The following is an 18587-nucleotide window of genomic DNA, read 5'->3' as shown; positions in this document are numbered from 1 at the left end:
ATTTTCTACATACCATTCTCCGTGACCTTTAGTGTATACGGTTTATTATAACAAAAAACTTCCGTGAATTTAGAGAATGATACTATATTTTTGTTAATAAATAACATTTTAGCTAAAAATTCTACTGAAACATTTGCTTTAATGCGTTTGGCAAGTCCTTTTGCCAATACTTCCATGTGTGTACGCCTTCTGGTAATTCCTTATAATGGTAAATAGCGCCCTTTTCTACTAAAAGCTTATTTAGCTGCCTATTTGGTGTTAAAAAATCGACCTCAGGATTGTCTAATGTTTGAACAGCTGTTTCATCTGCACCAATCGTATGGTATATGTCTATGGTTGCTATATTAGATGCATTGCTGACAGCTTCTAGTACGGTTTTATCTACATAAGGTGATTGCATAATTACTTTGCCAAACGTATTTGGATATTTTAATGCAGTCATTAATGCTAATGTACCTGCAAGTGAATCGCCCATTAATGCTCGTGATTGTCCCATATGATACGTAGGAAGGAGACGATCAAGCATTGGGACGACTTCATGTACAAGAAATTGCATATAGGCTGCTTGTTGCTCTCCTGATGGATGGTATTTTTTTCTGCGATCAAATCGATCCTGATAATGAATTCCGACAAAAACGGTGTTTTCGATTTCTTTGTCCCCATGAAGCCTGTCACTAAATGTAGCAACACGTCCCATTTGAAAATAATCATTTCCATCCTGCATCATACAAACATGATATTTATATAGCGGTGAAAATGTCTCAGGCTGATAAATTTTAATTACCATTGCTTCATTTAGATACGTACTGTTTATTTCTTGTTCGATCATTTTTCCTTTTCTTCCCACTTTGTACACCCCAATTAGAATCACAGCTTGGACACATCTATTAATTTATATTTCCCCTTTATTATACAGGTCAATCTTTTTTGAGTAATCCAAAGCTTGTTCTCTAGTTTATCATTAAAAGTCTGAATATTCCATAGGCTATTGGTATAGTTCTTCGCCTTGTTTTCCTTGCAGCTGCCCTTGATAGAGTGCAGCATATTTTCCTTTTTGTTGAATTAGTTCCTTATGGCTGCCTTGCTCTTGGATTTCCCCGTGCTCAAGCAAGATGATTTTATCGGCGTTTTGTATCGTATTGAGACGGTGAGCAATAATGAAGCTCGTTCTTCCCTGCATGAGGCGATCAAGTGCAGCTTGAATTTTTAATTCTGTAATCGTATCGATATTACTTGTTGCCTCATCTAATATAAGAATGGAAGGCTTGGCAATAAATGCTCGCGCAATTGTAAGGAGCTGTTTTTGACCTTGGCTTATTCCACTTCCATCCTGATCAAGGATCGTATCATAGCCATGTGGTAGCTGTGTGATAAAATCATGTGCATTCGCATTTTGCGCTGCTTGTTCAACTTCCTCGTCAGTTGCATCAAGTCGTCCGTAGCGGATATTTTCCCGTATGGAAGCTTGGAATAGAAAAGCGTCTTGTAAAACAAATGCCATATGACTACGAAGACTGGAACGTTTTATTTTTTTGATATCGATGCCATCCAAGGTTATTTGTCCAGCATCGTAATTGTAAAAACGTGCAATAAGATTAATAATGGTCGTTTTTCCTGCTCCAGTATGTCCGACGAAGGCAATAGATTCGCCAGGCTTTGCTTCAAAGCTAACCTTCTTCAGGATAGCTGTATCCTCGTAGCCGAAGGTAACGGCATTAAATACCATATGTCCTTTTGTTGCGGATAAAGTTATTGCTTGTTGTTCATCTGTTTCTTCCTGTGTCTCATCAAGCACTTGAAATACGCGTTCTGCACCTGCAACAGCAGATAATAAAATATTAAATTGATTGGAAAGCTCGTTTAATGGTCTTGTAAATTGGCGAGCATATTCAGTAAATATAACGATTACACCAACCGTTACATAGCCTTTAATTGCCAATAAACCACCAACAAGTGCAATAAGTGCAAAGCTTAAAAAGTTTAACATGTTCATTACTTTTGGTATGAATCCAGAAATCGTTAATGCCCAAAATCCGGAGTGAACAAGCTTTTTACTCTTTTCATCAAATTCCGCTTTCACACGCTCTTCCTGTGAAAAGGCTTTGATAATATGTTGTCCAGAAACAGTTTCTTCTACATAGCCATTGAGTGTGCCTAAATCCTTTTGTTGGACCTTATACAATGGGCCGGTACGTTTTGTAATCCAGCGCATCGCAATATACATGATTGGAATAATTGTCATTGTCACTCCGGTTAGCAAAGGGCTTAAATAAAGCATGACAGCAATGGTTCCAATGAGTGTAAGCACACTCGAGAAAATCTGGATGACTGACTGATTTAGCGTATTGTTGACATTATCAATATCATTCGTAATTCGACTCATTAATTCACCATGCTGCCGTTTGTCAAAATACCGAATCGGAAGCCGATGAAATTGCTGAAAGAGCTCTTTCCTCAAGGTAAATACAGTTTTTTGTGCAATACCAACCATCCAGTAATTTTGTAAAAAGATCGATAGAGAATGAAGGAGAAAGATTCCAATTAATAAAAGTAGCAGGATTCCTAAGCCAGCACTTTTCTTTGTAACGATAAAATCATCAATCGCCATCCCAATCATAAACGGTCCTAAAAGGCTTAGCCCTGAGCTAGCCATAACTGCGAGGATAACGAGTGTTAACGTTACCTTTTCGCGGGCAAGATATGCACTAATTCGTTTAATTGTACCTGCTGCATCCTTGGCCTTGTTGCGTTTATTGTTTGCAACAGTATCCAAGGGGATTTTTTTATATTGAAAAGGCCGCTTTACTTCATTCAGCATGCTGAATCTCCTCCTTCCCAAATTGGGATGCTACGATTCTTCGGTAGAGATCAGAGGTTTTAATGAGCGCTTTATGTGAGCCAACTGCCAGCAGCCTTCCCTGGTCCATTAAAAGAATGCGATCTGCTTTCATTGCTGTAGATACTTTTTGGGTAATGATGAGCATTGTACTTTGATAATTATTCATTGCCTGCAATAAATTCGCTTCTGTTGCTAAATCGAGTGCACTCGTGCTGTCATCGAGCATTAATATTTTTGGATTTCGAATTAAGGCTCTTGCAATTGAGATACGTTGCTTTTGACCACCGGATAGATTGACCCCTTTTTGACCTACCTTTGTTTCATATTGGTTCGGTAGCGTCATGATCGTATCATGTATTTGTGCAGCGGTCGCCGCTTGGATAACCTCATTCCTTGTTGCGTTCTTTTTCCCCCATGCGATATTATCAGCAATTGTTCCCGTGAATAAAAGTGGGCTTTGCGGAACATATCCAATGCTTTGTCGCAAATGATCTAACGAATACGTTGTAATTGGCTTATCATCAATGGAAATGGATCCTTCTTTTGCATCATATAATCGGGGCAACAGCTGGAAAAGCGATGTTTTCCCAGATCCTGTTGCACCAATAATCGCGAGTTTTTCTCTTGGTGCAACAGAAAAGGTAACATGATCAAGTACCACGTCATCAGCAAGCGGATAGGAAAAGGATACATCGTTAAAAGAAATCTTCCCTTGTTTGATTACTTGCTGCTGGTCGGCATCATGATGATCCTTGAGGTCAATCTCAACAGATAATACATCCTCAATGCGTTCAGCAGATGCTTTTGCCCGTGAAAAGGCTAGAATAATAAATGTAAACATCGAAATCGCCATCGCTACGCGCATCGCATAGTTGACGATCGCAACAACATCACCGACCGCTGTCGTTCCTGCTACTGCCTGCATATTCCCAAACCAAAGAATGGAAATAAGACTTAGATTCATAATGAACAAAAGGACAGGCATGGAAGACTCGATAAAGCGAAAGGTAGTTTGTGTTGTATCTGCTAACGCCTTATTTGCTTTATGGAAGCGCGTTTCTTCATGATTTCGTCGTAAGAACGCTTTAATTAACCGCATTCCTGCGAGATTCTCTTGCATGACACGGTTTACTTTATCAACGCTCTTTTGCACGCCATCGAACATAAAGGTAGCTTTTTTCAACACCCACAGTAAAAAGCCTACTAATAAAGGGACTGTAATACAGAAAATCAAAGCAAGCTTAGCGTTAACGACGAATGCCATAATGACCCCACCGATTACAATTAAAGGTGCTTTTGACATAATACGTAGCGCCATAAAAATGGTATTTTGAATTTGCCGAACATCGTTTGTAAAGCGTGTAACAAGCCCAGATGTTGGATATTGATTTAAGCTAGCGAATGAGAATGCCTGGACTTTCTCAAATAACTTTTTCCGAATGTTATAGGCAAAGCCCCAGCTTGTATGGGAAGCAAAGAAGGTGTTTAGAATCCCTGCTATAAACGAGATGAATGCGAGCGCAATCATGATGCTTCCCCACTTGATAATTGTTTGAACATCCTTATTCATAACACCAGAATCAATCATTTTACCAAGAAAAAAAGGGAGTAGCAGCTCCACAGATAATTCAATTAATGTTAACGCATATGCAATAACAATAGCGATTTTATATGGTTTAAGAAAAGATAAAACAGTTCTCACTTGTGAGGTAACCTCCATTTATATGTAAATTCAGAAATGCAATCATAATTTTCATTTTATTATATCGGAATTAAAATGATATATCCATGAATGTATTTCGGGAATAGAAGTAAAAGGGGAGAGGATGATCCTTTCTAGGATTATTCACTAGATAATGTGAGAGAGCTACATAAAAACAATAGCATGCGTAGTGATGAAGTGAAAATAGATTGACAGAAGGGGATGAACTACCTATAATAAATAGTGCAGTTAAATCCCATACGATTCCGTAGCTCAGTTGGGAGAGCGCTACCTTGACAGGGTAGAGGTCGTTGGTTCGAGCCCAATCGGAATCACTAGTTATACCAAGAGGTTAAGACTCTTGGTATTTTTTATTACTGGTTTTAAAACCAGTAATAGAAGGAGACCGCTATTTAATAACGGTCTCCTATTTTTCTTATAAAATATCCAATTGGGCAACTAATGCAATTAGGATTTGAAGAAGAACTTGAATGGATACAGCCACATCTGTATCAGAGGTTGTTACTTCTACATCGTTTGAGCCTTCAATAAGAAGCTGCTGATGGGGAAGAGGGACTAGAAATAGCCGAGCATTTATAATTATCCGTTTTAAGAAAAAATCTCGGACAAATAAAGAAGAATATTCCATAAAACAATATAGTAAATATTTCCTGGTCATAGTATAATTAATCGATGAAAATGAATAGGAGAAGGATGAGATGAAAGAAATTCACTGTTTCCGTTTTGAAGCAGAAATATATACCAATATTGATTTAGTATCAGAATGTTTGAATAAAGATGAACATGTCTTAAAATGGAATACACAAATAATCGAAAATATTTACGATGGAAGTGAAGATGACTTAGGAGAAGGGGCAACTTTCATTACGAGACAAAAAATAGGGAAAAAAGTATATGAGTTGCAAGGGAAATATACAAAATATGATCCACCAAACTATGCTTCAGTTGAAACTGAAACAAAAGAGGGGATTAGTAAGACAGAATATAGTATGGAAGAAACACCAGAAGGTACAAATTTTATTGTTAACGTTTCTTTAGTTCCTTCGAATTGGATATATAAACTAGCCACACATATGTTTAAGTGGTCGTTTAAATACGTTTATAATGAACAATTCGAGAGATTCATAGAATATGTATACGATGTAGAGTATGAAAGAGCTAGATTTGAAAATGAGTTTATTAAAGATAATCTAGAAATTGGAATGACAGAAAGTGATGTAATCGATCTACTTGGAGAAGCAGATGCGGTAGGGGTAGACGATACAAATGCTTCCCATTTATGGAGATATGATATTGGAGCTATAGATGAGTATAAGAATCCGTTAGATAAACAATTCGCAGAAAAGGGCTTTAATGTTGTTGACGAAAAGGGAATACGAGATGGATTTGTCAAAATGCAATTATTTATAGGCTGGAAAGACGGTAAAATCAGCAGCATAAAGAATACTTACTTAGAAGATGATAAATTGGTTACCTACAGCTTGTTATCGGAATAAATAGAGAGAACAACATATTTTTCCTACAAGCAAGGATAGAATTTTAACATGATACACGATATCTTGGTGAATGTGTTAAAGAATTGTTCTTACTTTGGACGGTTCTTATGTTAGTCTGTCTGGAACCGAATTAAAAACTTTGTGAAGAAAGCCTTCAACGAGGCATGAAAAATGGATACGTTTATGCAGACACATCTGAGTCTTATTTGTCGAAGAAGAAAGTGAAAACACTCCCTCAATGTCCCAACCTGAGAGAGTGCTCTTTCTAGTTAATCAAATATATCAGATGGCTCATATTTTTTAAAAATATTAATGATTTGCTTTCCATCGCTTGCATGCGTCTCAGAATATTGAACAGGGAATAAAGCAAAAAATATATAGTACACAGAAAAGTATCCAAACTGATAAAAGAATTGCAGCTCTGGTAGCCAACCAATCATGATCAAGCTATTGACTATAATTACAGAAATTAAGTTTAGCAGAATACCACCAGCATGTACTAAAATATGCGTTAGTCGATTGTCTATTTTTAAAGATTCGTAATGACATGCGGAATCTAGAAAATAAAAAGCTCTAACTTTTATCGACGTACCGATTTCAAATAGCGTCTTTCCTCTACCTACTACAAGCTCTGAATTGCCTCCAAAGAGCAATGCCATAAGGTAATGGCCAAGCTGATGTATAAGTGTTACCAAAGGGAGCAAAACAAAGAATGCCCAAAATGCTGTGTAAAAATCGTCCCATGCAAACATATAAGATGTACCTCTTTCTATCATGATGTATAGGTGTTTAATAGCCCGTGCGAGTTGATATTAAACCTATCTCTATTAAATCAGTGCTTTTGATCTACAGTGCACAGGATGAAAGTAGGAAGATTTACTAGAATCGTTTAATAGAGAATAGAAAGGGTATAACGTATAAGCAAAGGAGGTGCTCTCATGGCTGAAAAAGACAAAGGTAGAGTAAAACCCGGTGAAGTTAGCAAAGAGAACACAACGAATACAAGTAAGAAAGATTCACGCTTAGAGGGACGTTCTGGCCCTAATAAAAATTCAAAATAACCGTTACAGTACCTGTCCAATTGGATGGGTGCTTTTTATTTTTAGAAAGCAGGGAGATGAGCTGCTATTATATAAGGGTAGATAATATGAAACAGCCTGTAGCTTTTTTAGACTACAGGCTGTTGTAAATAATTTAACGTTTTTCTTTATATGCCCTTGCATATTGGTCAGTAGCATAAATAGCATCGACGACATCGTCGGCAGTAATGTTAAATGCTTGGTGAATGGTTTCGCCCTCAACAGTTGCTGCTTCAGCGACTTTTCTAATATCTTCTTGTGATGCATTCTTTAATTTAATATCTTCCAATGTAACTGGTAAATCTAAGCTAATATATAACTCAATGTAGCGTTCGATTTCGTGAATGCTATGCTGTTCTAAAGTAAGCTGAACAAGCGTTCCGAAGGCGACCTTTTCTCCGTGTGTGAGATTATGAATGTCTCCATGCAACGCGGTGAATCCGTTGTGAATCGCGTGTGCTGCTGCTAGTCCACCACTTTCAAAACCAAGACCACTAAGCAATGTATTCGCCTCGACTACTTCTTCTAATGCTGGTGTAACGGATTTTGCTTTTGCCGACTGATACGCGAGGACTGCATATCGAAATAGAGTTTCTTCACATTTTTCAGCAATCGCTTTTGCAGCGATCGTTGTACTCCCGCCAGCCATCGTTTTACCACCAGCATTAATGACACTGCGAGCTTCTACCCAAGTGGCTAAGGCATCAGCAATACCAGAAGTTAATAGACGTGGTGGTGCTTCAGCAATGATTTTCGTATCGACTAACACTAAATCCGGATTCTTACGATAAAAACGATATCCTTCAAAAGTTCCTTTATCTGTATATACAACAGATAGTGCACTCGTTGGCGCGTCAGTTGAAGCAGTTGTTGGCACAATGACCATATAACCTTTAACCTCATCTGAAACAGCTTTAGCAGTATCAATTGTTTTTCCACCGCCGACACCGATTACAATCTTTGCATTCTTACTATTTGCAACCGAGGCAATACGCTTAATTTCAGATACCGAAGATTCCCCTTTGAAAACAATCTCTTCTGTTTCGATTTTTTCCTGTTTCAAATGTTTAACTACATCATTACCAGCAATTTTCCAAACCGTTTTATCGGCTATAAGAATCGCTTGTTCTCCAAATTCCTTTACAAAATGACCAATTCGTTGAATTACATGCTTTCCTTGTACATATTTAGCAGGACTTATAAAAATACGTTCACTCACAGCTATCCACTCCTTTATTTTTTCTATGAATAGTTTTCCCGATATCTCTATTAAAAAACACTTTTATTATTGTTATTTCACTTTTAAGAAGTTAAAAGATTAGATACCTGGATTGAAAATAAATTACAAGGTATAGTTGGGAGTGGTGTATATTAGGATACGTTTGACCACGTATATAAGACAATCCTCGCTCAGAAAATCCTACTTCGATCTTAAAAGATATAGAAGAAGGGTTACAACAAAAGTCTTTTCTATCCTATGCACTTGTGGTAGACCGAGATAAAGCTATTCAGCAAGCGATTGATATGGCAACTACTGGGGATGTGGTACTTATTGCGGGGAAAGGACACGAAACATATCAAATTATTAAGAATCAAACGATACCATTTGACGATGCAGAGCATGCACGAGAAAAGATTCAACAAAAACTTTATTGAATGTGGAGCTCTCTTTCAGCTAAGAGAGCTCCGTTTCCATGCTTTTTTGAACTTTTTTTAATAACTCGATAAGCTCGCGTTGTTCATTTGCATCAAGTCCTAGAAACTGGGAGGCTTGAAATTGCTCTTGTTCTGGAACAATTTCTGCCATTAGGGATTTTCCCTCTTCTGTCAGAGCAATCGTTTTTGTTTTCCAATTTCGTTCTCGTGTAACCCAACCGAGCTTCTCCATTTTCGTGATTAATTGGGTGATGTTGCCCTTTGTAACAAAAAGCTTTTCGCCAAGCTCTTTTTGCGTAATGGCATGATGAACTCCCACTTGAATGAGTACATCAAATTGAGCACTCGTTAGTCCCCATTTTTTAAGGAAATCATTATTTTTCCGAATGCTATGGTTGTATACGCGCGAAAGACGAAACCAGAGCATTAAACCGAGCCGTTTTTCTTTTTGAGTTAAATTCCATACATCATTCATTTCTGTCATTATCCATAGCCTACTCTCCATGAGTTTTCTGTGATTACGTTTATTTAGTTGGTAATGGCTTTAGCTTTGCCACAATTTGATGTCGCTGTGCTTCTAAAAATGGAGGAAGGGAGAGCTGCTCACCTAAATGCTCTAATGATTCGTCGATCATAAAACCTGGTCCATCTGTCGCTAGTTCAAATAAAATGCCATTTGGTTCACGAAAATATAGGGAACGAAAATAGTATCGATCAATGAAACCTGAACTTTGAAAGCCATCCTCCTCGATATGTGCAACCCATTGCTTTAGTTCTTCTTCTGTCTGAACACGGAATGCTACATGATGCACACCACCCCGACCTTGTCTTTCTTCAGGGAGATCCTTTCGTTCTTCCAGATGAATGGCTGTCCCGTTTCCTCCTTGACCAGTTTCCAATACATGAATGATCGAATCAGGGTTATTGTTAGAGGAATAACTCCCAACAGCTCTATAACCCATCAGGTCAGTTAGCACTTGAAAAGTAGGCTCGTAATAGCGAACGGTTAATGTTACCGGTCCAAGGCCGATAATGGCAAATTCTTCGGGGATATCCTTGTTAGACCAGGGCTTTCCACCTATTAGCCCTTTGTCATGCTCATCAGAAACCAATGTCATACGATGCCCCTCTGGATCACGGAAGGAGAGTACAGCATTGTGAAACTGGTTTGTAATCTCATCGTGATCTACGTTAAACTGCTCAAACCGATTTTTCCAAAATGTAAGTGCCTTATTTGATGCAACACGAAGTGATATATTGGAAATACTATTTGTCCCTGGATGATTGACAGCCAAATTTGGAATCTCAAAAAAAGTCAATTCTGTACCAGGGCTTCCTTTTTCATCACCATAAAACAGATGATAATTCGATGTATTATCTTGGTTAACCGTTTTTTTAACTAGACGAAGCCCTAATATATTTGTGTAGAAGTGTAAATTTTGTTCAGCGTTTGCAGTGAGTGAAGATATATGGTGAATTCCAGTTAATTGCATCGGAGTTCCTCCTCTTTGTGATAAGTTGAAGCATTGTTACTTGCAAAAAAATAAATGATTATGTATTATCAGTTTAGAGGTAAACTTAAAGGAAGTCAACTTCTATATCTATTTGGTGAGGGTGAAGGGGTGCGATACTTTTTTCATAGAAGCAAGCATTCAGCAGATACATTTATTTTATTCCATGGAACTGGGGGAAGAGAAACGGACTTGTTAAGGGTTGCAGGAAACGTAAATCCTTATTTTTCAGTATTCGGAATAAGAGGGAATGTGATCGAAAATGGGCAACGCAGATATTTTAAGCGATTAAAAGATGGTTCATTTGATAAAATCGATTTAAAAGCACGTACCCAAATTATGCTCCAATTTATAGAACAGAAATTGAAGGAATATCAGGCTGGAGAAACACGCCTTCATTTAATTGGCTATTCGAATGGGGCGAATATGGCTGTTAACCTGCTGCTTCATTCTCCTGAGCATTTTCAAAGTGCGGTTCTGCTGCATCCAAGTGCTTCACCACATGCGATAAGTCATGCTAACTTGTCAAACGTACCTGTTTTTATCACTGCTGGGGCAACAGACCATATCGTTGCACCAGGAGAAGCTGTAACATTAAAAAGACAGTTAACGGAATCAGGTGCATCTGTATCATTATTTCTTACAGATGGTGGACATGAACTGCGTGAGTCGGAAGTTTCCGAGGTTACAAGCTGGTGGAATCATGGAATGCGCATTTAATAACCAAGGATGAGTCGACTATTTTCAGCTATTCTGTCTTGTTCTGCATATTACTAGTGGTGAAGAACAAAAAGAAATTCCAATTGGATATAGTTTTTAATAATTTAGTTTATCCAGTGATACCGCGAAAGTTGGATTTATTACAATATATTTAGGAGTGAGGCATATGAATCATTTAAAAGGAATTCATCATGTAACAGCAATGACAAGTAGCGCAGAAAAAAATTATACATTCTTTACGTATGTGCTTGGAATGCGATTAGTAAAGAAGACGGTAAATCAAGATGATATACGTACGTATCATTTGTTTTTCGCGGATGATAAAGGAAGTCCTGGAACAGACATAACATTCTTTGATTTTCCTAATGTGCAAAAAGGAAAACATGGAACGAATGAAATTTCGAAAACATCGTTTCGTGTACCTTCGGATGAGGCACTTACGTATTGGGAAAAACGTTTTGACCGATTACAGATAGCACATACAGGGATTCAAGAGCAGTTTGGTAAGAAGACGTTAGCGTTTAGTGATTTTGATGATCAGCATTATCAGCTAATTTCTGATTCGTTAAACAAGGGCGTTGCAGCAGGCACACCGTGGCAAAAGGGACCTATTCCTTTAGAGTACGCTATCACAGGGCTTGGTCCTGTTTTTGTACGAGTAGATAATTACGCTTTTTTCAAACAGATACTAGAGGAAGTTCTGTTATTTGAGGAAATTGCAAGTGAAGATTCATTTCATTTATTTGAGGTTGGAGAAGGAGGAAATGGTGCACAGGTTATCGTTGAGCATAATACAACAGCGCCGCATGCAATCCAAGGGTATGGGACCGTCCATCATGTTGCATTCCGAGTAGATAATCGAGCGGTATTAGACGAATGGACAGAAAGACTAAATCGATTTCGTTTACCTAATTCTGGTCATGTGGATCGGTTCTATTTTGAATCGTTATATGCGCGGGTAGCTCCACAGATTTTATTTGAGTTCGCAACTGATGGACCTGGGTTTACTGGGGATGAGCCATATGAAACGTTAGGCGAAAAGCTAGCCCTTCCACCTTTTTTAGAGTCGAAGCGGGAAGAAATTGAACAGATTGTTCGACCAATTGATACAACTAGAAGCACGAAGATTTTTGAGAAAGAGTACGAATAAGCCTTTATTACATGGATTGCCACCATTTTAAGTGGCAATCCTTTTTTTGCATATTAAAGTTCTTCGATGATGAACTTATAATTGGTAGGTAAAAGTAAATCTGTATTTAGCGTTACAACATATTGTTCTGCTTCTTCTATCGTTTTAAAAACAAGCGCTTCTTCATTTTCAGAAACAGTTGCTTGCACACTGTTCTTTCCAATAGCAATGATTTTATACATTGTTTTCCCCCTATTTGTGTGGCTTAAAGCACAAAAAAACCGAAAAGGATGCTTTCCTTTTCGGCTTATGTCTTAGCGCAAATTGTCTAGACATTACCACCAATTTCTTCTTTTTCTAAGATAAACACAATATAACCAATATTCTTTTCGAAATCCCAATCAACAAAGACATCTTGAATCTTTTGTTGGAGAACGCTTTCGATAAATTCTCTGTTTAGTAAATTCTTTTCTAATCTGCGTTTTGTTAATCGAAGCTGTTCACGAAATCCGGTTCGGATAAGTTCTTTTTCAATTAAAACAAGAATGTCTTCTCTTTTGGATATAATGGTACGTTCATTTAATCTATATGAAACAATATTTCTTGGTGTTTTTTGAGCCTTTTTTGTAAAACGGGCAATTTCTTCATGTACTTTTTCCTTCGCATCATAGTCTAAGCTTACTTGTAATTTTTCTTCATTTTGCTTCTCTGTTAATTCTGCAAAAATAATGCCTGATTCTTTTTCTAAATCCCAATCATAATACAATTGTTGTACGGGCATTTGTATTTGGGTAGAAAGAAGAACTTTTAGCTCGGGTACTAATTCTTCCATCATAATATCTCGTGTTTCCTGCACTTTCACTAGACTATTTTGCTTCAATAGAACTTGTTCCATCGGTGCTAGAAAATGTTGGAGATATATAGTTATAAATTTGTTGCTTACAGAGACGTAAATGGTGCGAGGACCTTTACCAAAATACGAACGAAGTAATTTGCCTACAGAGCTTGAAATTTGTGATTCCAAGTTTTTCATATTCAATTGTTCATTCCTTTTATATAGGAAGGCACATTATATTGCATTCCCAGTTTTTAGTGTAACATTACCACAAATAGGTTCAAGCAAAACCTTTTATTTGATTTCAATAATTATGTTATAAAAGCGAATAAGGGGAATCCAGAGGGTTGGTATGGAAAATGGTGATAGCGATTCACTCTTTTCTTACAGCCGAAACTGGTTCACTAAGAAGAGCAGGGAGAGATAAAAAGCCAAACTCCTTGTAGTTTGGCTTTTGCGTATGGGTAACTTATAAAATATCGTCAATATTTTGCTGTGCTTCTTGTACCTGCTGACGGGTATCGTGAAGCGCTTCGTATGCTTGCTGGAAATGTGGATGATTGATTGCTGTTGTGCCATACGTTTGCTGGGCGTTTTTTAATTCGCCTTCTGCCTGATGTAACTGCTCGTATGCTCGCTCTAATAAGGCTTTATTCGTTCCTTGTGCTTGTAAAATGGCATCCTGTGCTTCTTTTATTTTGCTGCTTACATGTTGAAGCTGTAATTGTAGCTTTTCCGTATTCAAATCGATCCCTCCTTAAGACGTGATAAAAATTAGTTTTCGCATGGAAGGGAATCGATATGTATCAATTTTTCTTGTAGCTATTCATTGTTTACGTATTTTTAGTGAAAACTATAAAAAGAAAACAATTAATTGAGCGGCGATAGCAACAAAGATTAGTGCAAAAGGATAAGCAGCTGCATAAGCGATTGCCGGATCCTCTGAATCAATGAGTTGGTTTAATGCTCCAAGCCCTGGCGTACTCGTCATGCCACCTGAAAGCGCTCCTAGCGAATGAATGACACTCAGCTTAAAGATTTTTTTGGCAATGAAATATCCTACGATAATAGGGATAATAGTAATGAATGTTCCTCCAACCATCAGCTTTAGTCCTTCCGTTTGAATAACCTCAACTAAGCCTTGACCAGCTGTTGTCCCAGCACCAGCTAAAAACAATACAAGTCCTAGCTCACGAATAACGTGGTTCGATCGACCATAATAGCGTACATGAATAGGTCCTAGCTTACCAAAGTGTCCAATAATGAGTGCAACAAAAAGGGGACCACCAGCTATACCAAGTGTGATCGTTCCAAGCCCTGGGAGATGAATAGGCAGCATTCCGAATAAGATACCAATTAACAACGTAATACTAATAGAAAAAATATGAATGTTAGTTACAGCAAGCTTTTTCCGTGTAAATAGCCTCTCCACTTCATCTAATCTGCTTTCACTGCTCACGATCGTTAGCACATCGCCACGAAGCAATGGCATATTTGCATTTTGATTAAGTTCAATTCCTTCACGTTGAATCCGTGTCACCGTTGCTCCATAGTTCCTACGCAGCTTTAATTTTTTAATGCTTTTCCCGATTACGTCATCTGCATCAACGGTAATTTTTCGTAGTTGAATATTATCAGGATTGTCTAAATGAGTGTCTACTTTTTCTCCAACATATGCTCCAAAAGCAATAAGCTCCCCTTGAACCCCGACTGTCACAAGTTCATCACCGAGTAATATGACAGTATCACGAAGCGCAATCATCGTATGCTCGTCCCGAATCACACGGCTAATGACAACCGATTTTTTGCTGAAGGCTAGTTCCTTTAATGTTTTTTTATGAAGCGCAGCATTTGTCACCTTAAAGGTCATCACTTCTGGAGATTGCGCTGTCTTTATTGGATTATTTGTTTCCTCTAAATCCTTTTGCAGATCGACTTTCAGAAGGCGTGGTAAGAGCTGAACAAATAATACGACAGCAATTACACCAAAAGGATAAGCTATCCCATAACCAACAGAGGCTAAGGGATCGTTTGTTGCTTGAAGCGCTGCGGCAAGTCCGGGTGTGCTTGTAAGTGCACCTGTCATTAATCCAACGCTTAATGGCGCGGATAAGTGAAAGATTTTTGCAACGAGAATGGTCGTAACGACAGATACAATAACAATACAAAATGCAATCATTCCAAAAACGAGTCCATTCGAACGGAGCATCCGAAAAAAGCGCGGTCCAGCTTGTAATCCAATTGCCACAATGAATAAGCTAAGCCCTAAGTTTTGAATAATCGGGGAGACCTCGTAACCAAAATGACCGAAGACCATGGCAACTAGTAAAACACCAGCCGCTCCAAGACTAAGTCCTTTTATTTTTATTTGTCCAAGAGAAGAGCCTAGAAACAAGATCACAAATACTAAGATAAGTGGTTCATTAAGTAGTTGAAGTATATCGTCCATTGTTTTCTCCTTTATCCCTTATGTAACTAGCGGAACCCATCTTCCAACTTGCCTATCAGGCAAAGATAAGAGGAAAAGTTTGGGATTAAACTGAAAGTTAATAGTCCAACTTCGTTTAACGAACAATCAGTGGGGATAAAAGAAAATCCACCGATTGAAGTTTTGTACAAAGCTTCTTCAAGTATAGTGTACTATAAGTATTTGGATTAAAACGGAAACAAGTAGAAAATTCACGATTTCTTCAATGATAACGTTTTCTATTAGGTAATATGCTCTCACTAATTAAAGATCGAATTAAGCACATAGTTCGATGGGGAAAGGTGTAAAATAATAGGAAGATGACTTTCTTTTTTCCTCTGATAGAAGTTTCATTTTCAGTAAAAAAAGTAGGGTGTCATACGCTATATGTTGGAGGTTTAAAAAATGAAGAATGAAGCATCAAATAAGGAAACGAACAGGAAGGATTTCAACGCTGAGATGTCTTACAATGAAGCAAAGGAATGGATAGCGAAAACGACGGGTGGTCATGGAACATCGATTTATAGTGATACCGATGTAGCAGAAGTAAGAGAACAGAATGCTAAATCAATGGAACAAGCTAAAACGGAGTAAGTATGACGTTTTAATTGAGTAATGAACAGCATTAGAAATGTCAACCTTAGATTGCGAGGATAAATTCATGGAGCAAGAAAAGAATCAAAAGCCTGTTATTTTACTAAATATAGATTCGCTTATGCCCCAAGCGTTAGAAACTGCTATCCAAACTGGACGAGCACCAGCGTTAAAGTTTTTAATGGAAAAGGGATATTATAGCAATGAGCTTGTAACCTCGTTTCCGACAATGTCTGTCACAATTGATACGAGCCTACTTACAGGTACGTATCCAAATGAGCATAAAATTCCGGGTCTGCACTGGTTTGATACGACCTGGAATTCATTTGTAAATTACGGTACAGGTTTTCGAGAGACGATACGGATTGGTGCACGTCGTACCATACATAATATGCTGTATCGTTTGAATAATGTACATATGAATAAGGAAGTAACAACGATTCACGAGGAATTGGCCAAGCTAGAAATACCTACAGCGTCGATTAATTCGTTTGTTTATCGTGGGAATTTTCCGCGACAACTGCATGTACCACGGTTATTACGTCCATTTACACAACTAGAAGCTAGCACCCTGACACCATCCATTTTTTCGTTAGGTGTTTTTTCGCGAATACGCCCAAGAGGGATACCTTTACAAATTACTGCAGGTAACTTCACATATGCTGCGCGTGAGCTTCGTTATTTGATCCAAGAAGAGAAGCTCCCTGGATTCACGTTTTGTATTTTCCAGGACATGGATGCAAGAATTCATTTAAAAGGCCCGTTTGATATGAAAGGGATTAAAAAAGTCGACAAAGAGATTAAAAAAATATTGGATATGTACGACAGCTGGAAAAATGCACTCGATGAAAATATATGGCTTGTTATTGGAGATAATGGGCACGCGGCGACAGGTTCGAAGCGTCGAAATGTTGTAATTGATTTAAGAAAGCTTCTATCAACATATAAACTTGCTCAAATTGAACGCCCAGTAAGGAAAAATGATCAGCTTGCAATTTGTGTAAATCAACGGATGGCTTATATTTATGTTCTAGACGAGGGGACTAAACTAAAAGCGGTTGCTAATTACTTGCATCGTGATCAACGAATTGATGTAATTGCTTGGCGTGAGAATGAATCGATTACGGTTATTTCTGGTGGAAAAAAGAATTCGCTTGTGTTCCAAAGGGGAGGCGATATAGAAGATAGGTATAAGCAATCATGGCGGATTTCGGGGGATTTAACATTACTTGATTTGACGATTAACGATTCAAAGCTTATTTACGGAGATTATCCTGATGCATTAGCAAGACTCTATGGTGCCTTATTTTCGCAGGAAGGAAGATTTCTAGTAGTTAATGCACAGTCGGGTTGTGAATTCAAAGCACAATCAACACCAACGCATTTAAGTGGTGCTGCTCATGGCTCATTAAATAAGCAAGAATCGCTTGTTCCGTTAATTATTGCGGGCACAGAACAAACACCAACATATAATCGTATCATTGATTTAAAAGCATTTATATTAAAATTGCTCACCGAATAAAAGAACTAGTGTGAATCTGGAGAGTAGCTTGTTTGTTCCTTCTTACTTATGCTACGATGTGAACAAAATAGGAATAGGAGTGAAAAGGATGAAAGTTGGTATGATAGGGATCGGTGACATTGCAAAAAAAGCCTACCTTCCAGTGTTAACACAATTAAGTGGAATAGAATTACATGTTTATACGCGGAATGCACATACGCTACAGGAAGTTGCAGCACAATATCGTATTAAACATATTTACACATCATTTGAGGATTTGGTAAACAGTGGCGTAAAAGCAGTGTTTGTGCATTCATCTACCGAATCGCATGAAGCTATAATTGATAAACTATTGAATCATAATTTACATGTATATGTTGATAAGCCGATTACATACGATGGGCCTTCTTCCGAGCGGTTAATTCAAAAAGCAAAGGATAGAGGGCTCCTTTTAATGGTTGGATTTAATCGTCGTTTTGCACCGCCATATCAAGCATTAAAAGATGTGAAAGATCCTAATTTGCTTATTGTAGAAAAGCATCGTGGACACCAGGCTGCAGATCCTCGAACATTTATCTTCGATGATTTTATCCATGTGATTGATACGTTACTTTATTTATTTCCTTATTCAATAGAACATTACCGAGTACGTGCCAAACTGGCTGATAATCAACTTCATCATGTTATGTTGCAGTTAGAAGCAAAAGAAGGCACCGCTATTGGGATAATGAATCGGGAAGCAGGTACTACGGAGGAACAGGTAAAAATTTGTAGTACAACTGAAACGAGAACCGTTCGTAATATACGTGATGAAGCTAGCTTTCAAAATAAAACAATGACCTTAAAGGGAAGTGATGACTGGGAGCCAACTTTATATAAACGAGGCTTTCACCATATTGTCGAGTGCTTTCTACATAAGGTTAGAACGGAAACGATTCAACCAAAAGACTATGCAGAAGACTTAGAACGGCACCTTGTCGCGGAATTAGTTGTAAATGCTATTCATGAAAAGAATTCTGAATTTAGTTAAGGGAGGT

General features: G+C 37.9%; 19 protein-coding genes, 1 tRNA gene and 1 pseudogene. 9 read left to right on the top strand and 12 right to left on the bottom strand.

All coding sequences use genetic code 11. From position 1 onward, the window contains the following. Positions 1-121 precede the first annotated feature (121 nt). The 3 genes from QBK89_RS02265 to QBK89_RS02255 all read right to left on the bottom strand — a co-directional run bounded on the left by QBK89_RS02265 (position 122) and on the right by QBK89_RS02255 (position 4541). Positions 122-847, bottom strand: a complete 726-nt coding sequence (locus tag QBK89_RS02265) for an alpha/beta hydrolase (protein ID WP_284139389.1) — start codon at positions 845-847, stop codon at positions 122-124. Between the two features lie 138 nt (positions 848-985). Then, on the bottom strand, positions 986-2818 hold the full coding sequence (locus QBK89_RS02260) for an ABC transporter ATP-binding protein (RefSeq protein WP_284139388.1): 1833 nt from the start codon (positions 2816-2818) through the stop codon (positions 986-988). Next, positions 2808-4541 (bottom strand): ABC transporter ATP-binding protein, encoded by a 1734-nt coding sequence (locus tag QBK89_RS02255; RefSeq protein WP_284139387.1) that lies wholly within the window; start codon positions 4539-4541, stop codon positions 2808-2810. The genes QBK89_RS02260 and QBK89_RS02255 overlap by 11 nt, the downstream gene beginning before the upstream one ends. A 262-nt stretch (positions 4542-4803) precedes the next feature. On the opposite strand from QBK89_RS02255, the gene QBK89_RS02250 reads away from it, so the two are divergent. Continuing rightward, positions 4804-4876, top strand: a tRNA-Val gene (locus QBK89_RS02250). A gap of 101 nt (positions 4877-4977) precedes the next feature. Here the strand turns inward: QBK89_RS02250 and QBK89_RS15080 are convergent. After that, on the bottom strand, positions 4978-5190 hold the full coding sequence (locus QBK89_RS15080; protein WP_349774616.1) for a spore coat protein: 213 nt from the start codon (positions 5188-5190) through the stop codon (positions 4978-4980). 70 nt (positions 5191-5260) lie between these two features. Here QBK89_RS15080 and QBK89_RS02240 point away from each other — a divergent pair, with 70 nt between their 5' ends. Further along, positions 5261-6058 carry an SRPBCC family protein gene (locus QBK89_RS02240; RefSeq protein WP_284139386.1) on the top strand — a complete coding sequence of 266 codons (798 nt, stop codon included), beginning with the start codon at positions 5261-5263 and terminating at the stop codon, positions 6056-6058. 269 nt (positions 6059-6327) lie between these two features. On the opposite strand, the gene QBK89_RS02235 is transcribed toward QBK89_RS02240, so the two are convergent. Further along, positions 6328-6810 carry a hypothetical protein gene (locus QBK89_RS02235; RefSeq protein WP_284139385.1) on the bottom strand — a complete coding sequence of 161 codons (483 nt, stop codon included), beginning with the start codon at positions 6808-6810 and terminating at the stop codon, positions 6328-6330. Between the two features lie 186 nt (positions 6811-6996). Between QBK89_RS02235 and QBK89_RS02230 the strand changes: the two genes are divergently transcribed. Next, a complete protein-coding gene (locus tag QBK89_RS02230; RefSeq protein WP_284139384.1) occupies positions 6997-7119 on the top strand; it encodes a hypothetical protein in 123 nt (40 codons plus the stop codon). Between the two features lie 133 nt (positions 7120-7252). Here the strand turns inward: QBK89_RS02230 and QBK89_RS02225 are convergent, their stop codons facing one another. After that, positions 7253-8356 carry a glycerol dehydrogenase gene (locus QBK89_RS02225; protein ID WP_284139383.1) on the bottom strand — a complete coding sequence of 368 codons (1104 nt, stop codon included), beginning with the start codon at positions 8354-8356 and terminating at the stop codon, positions 7253-7255. A 179-nt stretch (positions 8357-8535) separates the two neighbouring features. Here QBK89_RS02225 and QBK89_RS02220 point away from each other — a divergent pair. Then, positions 8536-8793 (top strand): annotated as a pseudogene (locus tag QBK89_RS02220) (glutamate ligase domain-containing protein); the annotation flags it as partial. Positions 8794-8812: 19 nt separating this feature from the next. Here QBK89_RS02220 and QBK89_RS02215 read toward each other — a convergent pair. Then, complete coding sequence (locus tag QBK89_RS02215) at positions 8813-9268, bottom strand: MarR family winged helix-turn-helix transcriptional regulator (RefSeq protein ID WP_284139638.1); 456 nt, start codon at positions 9266-9268, stop codon at positions 8813-8815. 49 nt (positions 9269-9317) lie between these two features. After that, positions 9318-10286, bottom strand: coding sequence for a ring-cleaving dioxygenase (locus tag QBK89_RS02210; protein WP_284139382.1), 969 nt, complete (start codon positions 10284-10286; stop codon positions 9318-9320). A 129-nt stretch (positions 10287-10415) separates the two neighbouring features. On the opposite strand from QBK89_RS02210, the gene QBK89_RS02205 reads away from it, so the two are divergent. Together QBK89_RS02205 and QBK89_RS02200 are read left to right on the top strand one after the other, a co-directional pair. Further along, positions 10416-11024, top strand: a complete 609-nt coding sequence (locus tag QBK89_RS02205; protein WP_284139381.1) for an alpha/beta hydrolase — start codon at positions 10416-10418, stop codon at positions 11022-11024. Between the two features lie 166 nt (positions 11025-11190). Further along, positions 11191-12174: a ring-cleaving dioxygenase gene (locus QBK89_RS02200; protein ID WP_284139380.1), complete on the top strand. Its 984-nt coding sequence runs from the start codon at positions 11191-11193 to the stop codon at positions 12172-12174. Positions 12175-12227: 53 nt separating this feature from the next. Here the strand turns inward: QBK89_RS02200 and QBK89_RS02195 are convergent, their stop codons facing one another. The 4 genes from QBK89_RS02195 to QBK89_RS02180 form a co-directional block, all read right to left on the bottom strand. Then, a complete protein-coding gene (locus QBK89_RS02195; RefSeq protein WP_284139379.1) occupies positions 12228-12395 on the bottom strand; it encodes a hypothetical protein in 168 nt (55 codons plus the stop codon). Positions 12396-12481: 86 nt separating this feature from the next. Then, the gene (locus QBK89_RS02190; protein WP_284139637.1) at positions 12482-13186 is read right to left on the bottom strand and encodes a Na-translocating system protein MpsC family protein; all 705 of its coding nucleotides are present in this window, start codon (positions 13184-13186) and stop codon (positions 12482-12484) included. A gap of 271 nt (positions 13187-13457) precedes the next feature. Continuing rightward, entirely contained in the window at positions 13458-13733 is a 276-nt protein-coding gene (locus tag QBK89_RS02185) for an efflux RND transporter periplasmic adaptor subunit (RefSeq protein WP_284139378.1), read from the bottom strand. Between the two features lie 108 nt (positions 13734-13841). After that, on the bottom strand, positions 13842-15437 hold the full coding sequence (locus QBK89_RS02180; RefSeq protein WP_284139377.1) for an aspartate:alanine exchanger family transporter: 1596 nt from the start codon (positions 15435-15437) through the stop codon (positions 13842-13844). Positions 15438-15860: 423 nt separating this feature from the next. On the opposite strand from QBK89_RS02180, the gene QBK89_RS02175 reads away from it, so the two are divergent. The 3 genes from QBK89_RS02175 to QBK89_RS02165 all read left to right on the top strand — a co-directional run bounded on the left by QBK89_RS02175 (position 15861) and on the right by QBK89_RS02165 (position 18580). After that, positions 15861-16049: a gamma-type small acid-soluble spore protein gene (locus QBK89_RS02175; protein WP_284139376.1), complete on the top strand. Its 189-nt coding sequence runs from the start codon at positions 15861-15863 to the stop codon at positions 16047-16049. A 67-nt stretch (positions 16050-16116) separates the two neighbouring features. Next, positions 16117-17571: an alkaline phosphatase family protein gene (locus QBK89_RS02170; protein ID WP_284139375.1), complete on the top strand. Its 1455-nt coding sequence runs from the start codon at positions 16117-16119 to the stop codon at positions 17569-17571. An 88-nt stretch (positions 17572-17659) separates the two neighbouring features. After that, on the top strand, positions 17660-18580 hold the full coding sequence (locus QBK89_RS02165; protein WP_284139374.1) for a Gfo/Idh/MocA family protein: 921 nt from the start codon (positions 17660-17662) through the stop codon (positions 18578-18580). Positions 18581-18587 lie beyond the last annotated feature (7 nt).

Source organism: Virgibacillus sp. LDC-1 (assembly GCF_030137545.1).
Taxonomy (GTDB): domain Bacteria; phylum Bacillota; class Bacilli; order Bacillales; family Amphibacillaceae; genus LDC-1.
Note: the sequence above shows the minus strand (reverse complement) of the source record. Positions and strands in the feature narration are given on the sequence as shown.

What these genes read in the sequence shown, in the direction of transcription:
- QBK89_RS02195 (WP_284139379.1), bottom strand. Translation starts at nt 12,395, where the DNA reads ATGTATAAAATCATTGCTATTGGAAAGAACAGTGTGCAAGCAACTGTT.
- QBK89_RS02190 (WP_284139637.1), bottom strand. Translation starts at nt 13,186, where the DNA reads ATGAAAAACTTGGAATCACAAATTTCAAGCTCTGTAGGCAAATTACTT.
- QBK89_RS02175 (WP_284139376.1), top strand. Translation starts at nt 15,861, where the DNA reads ATGAAGAATGAAGCATCAAATAAGGAAACGAACAGGAAGGATTTCAAC.
- QBK89_RS15080 (WP_349774616.1), bottom strand. Translation starts at nt 5,190, where the DNA reads ATGGAATATTCTTCTTTATTTGTCCGAGATTTTTTCTTAAAACGGATA.
- QBK89_RS02210 (WP_284139382.1), bottom strand. Translation starts at nt 10,286, where the DNA reads ATGCAATTAACTGGAATTCACCATATATCTTCACTCACTGCAAACGCT.
- QBK89_RS02235 (WP_284139385.1), bottom strand. Translation starts at nt 6,810, where the DNA reads ATGTTTGCATGGGACGATTTTTACACAGCATTTTGGGCATTCTTTGTT.
- QBK89_RS02165 (WP_284139374.1), top strand. Translation starts at nt 17,660, where the DNA reads ATGAAAGTTGGTATGATAGGGATCGGTGACATTGCAAAAAAAGCCTAC.
- QBK89_RS02180 (WP_284139377.1), bottom strand. Translation starts at nt 15,437, where the DNA reads ATGGACGATATACTTCAACTACTTAATGAACCACTTATCTTAGTATTT.
- QBK89_RS02230 (WP_284139384.1), top strand. Translation starts at nt 6,997, where the DNA reads ATGGCTGAAAAAGACAAAGGTAGAGTAAAACCCGGTGAAGTTAGCAAA.
- QBK89_RS02260 (WP_284139388.1), bottom strand. Translation starts at nt 2,818, where the DNA reads ATGCTGAATGAAGTAAAGCGGCCTTTTCAATATAAAAAAATCCCCTTG.
- QBK89_RS02200 (WP_284139380.1), top strand. Translation starts at nt 11,191, where the DNA reads ATGAATCATTTAAAAGGAATTCATCATGTAACAGCAATGACAAGTAGC.
- QBK89_RS02170 (WP_284139375.1), top strand. Translation starts at nt 16,117, where the DNA reads ATGGAGCAAGAAAAGAATCAAAAGCCTGTTATTTTACTAAATATAGAT.
- QBK89_RS02240 (WP_284139386.1), top strand. Translation starts at nt 5,261, where the DNA reads ATGAAAGAAATTCACTGTTTCCGTTTTGAAGCAGAAATATATACCAAT.
- QBK89_RS02215 (WP_284139638.1), bottom strand. Translation starts at nt 9,268, where the DNA reads ATGAATGATGTATGGAATTTAACTCAAAAAGAAAAACGGCTCGGTTTA.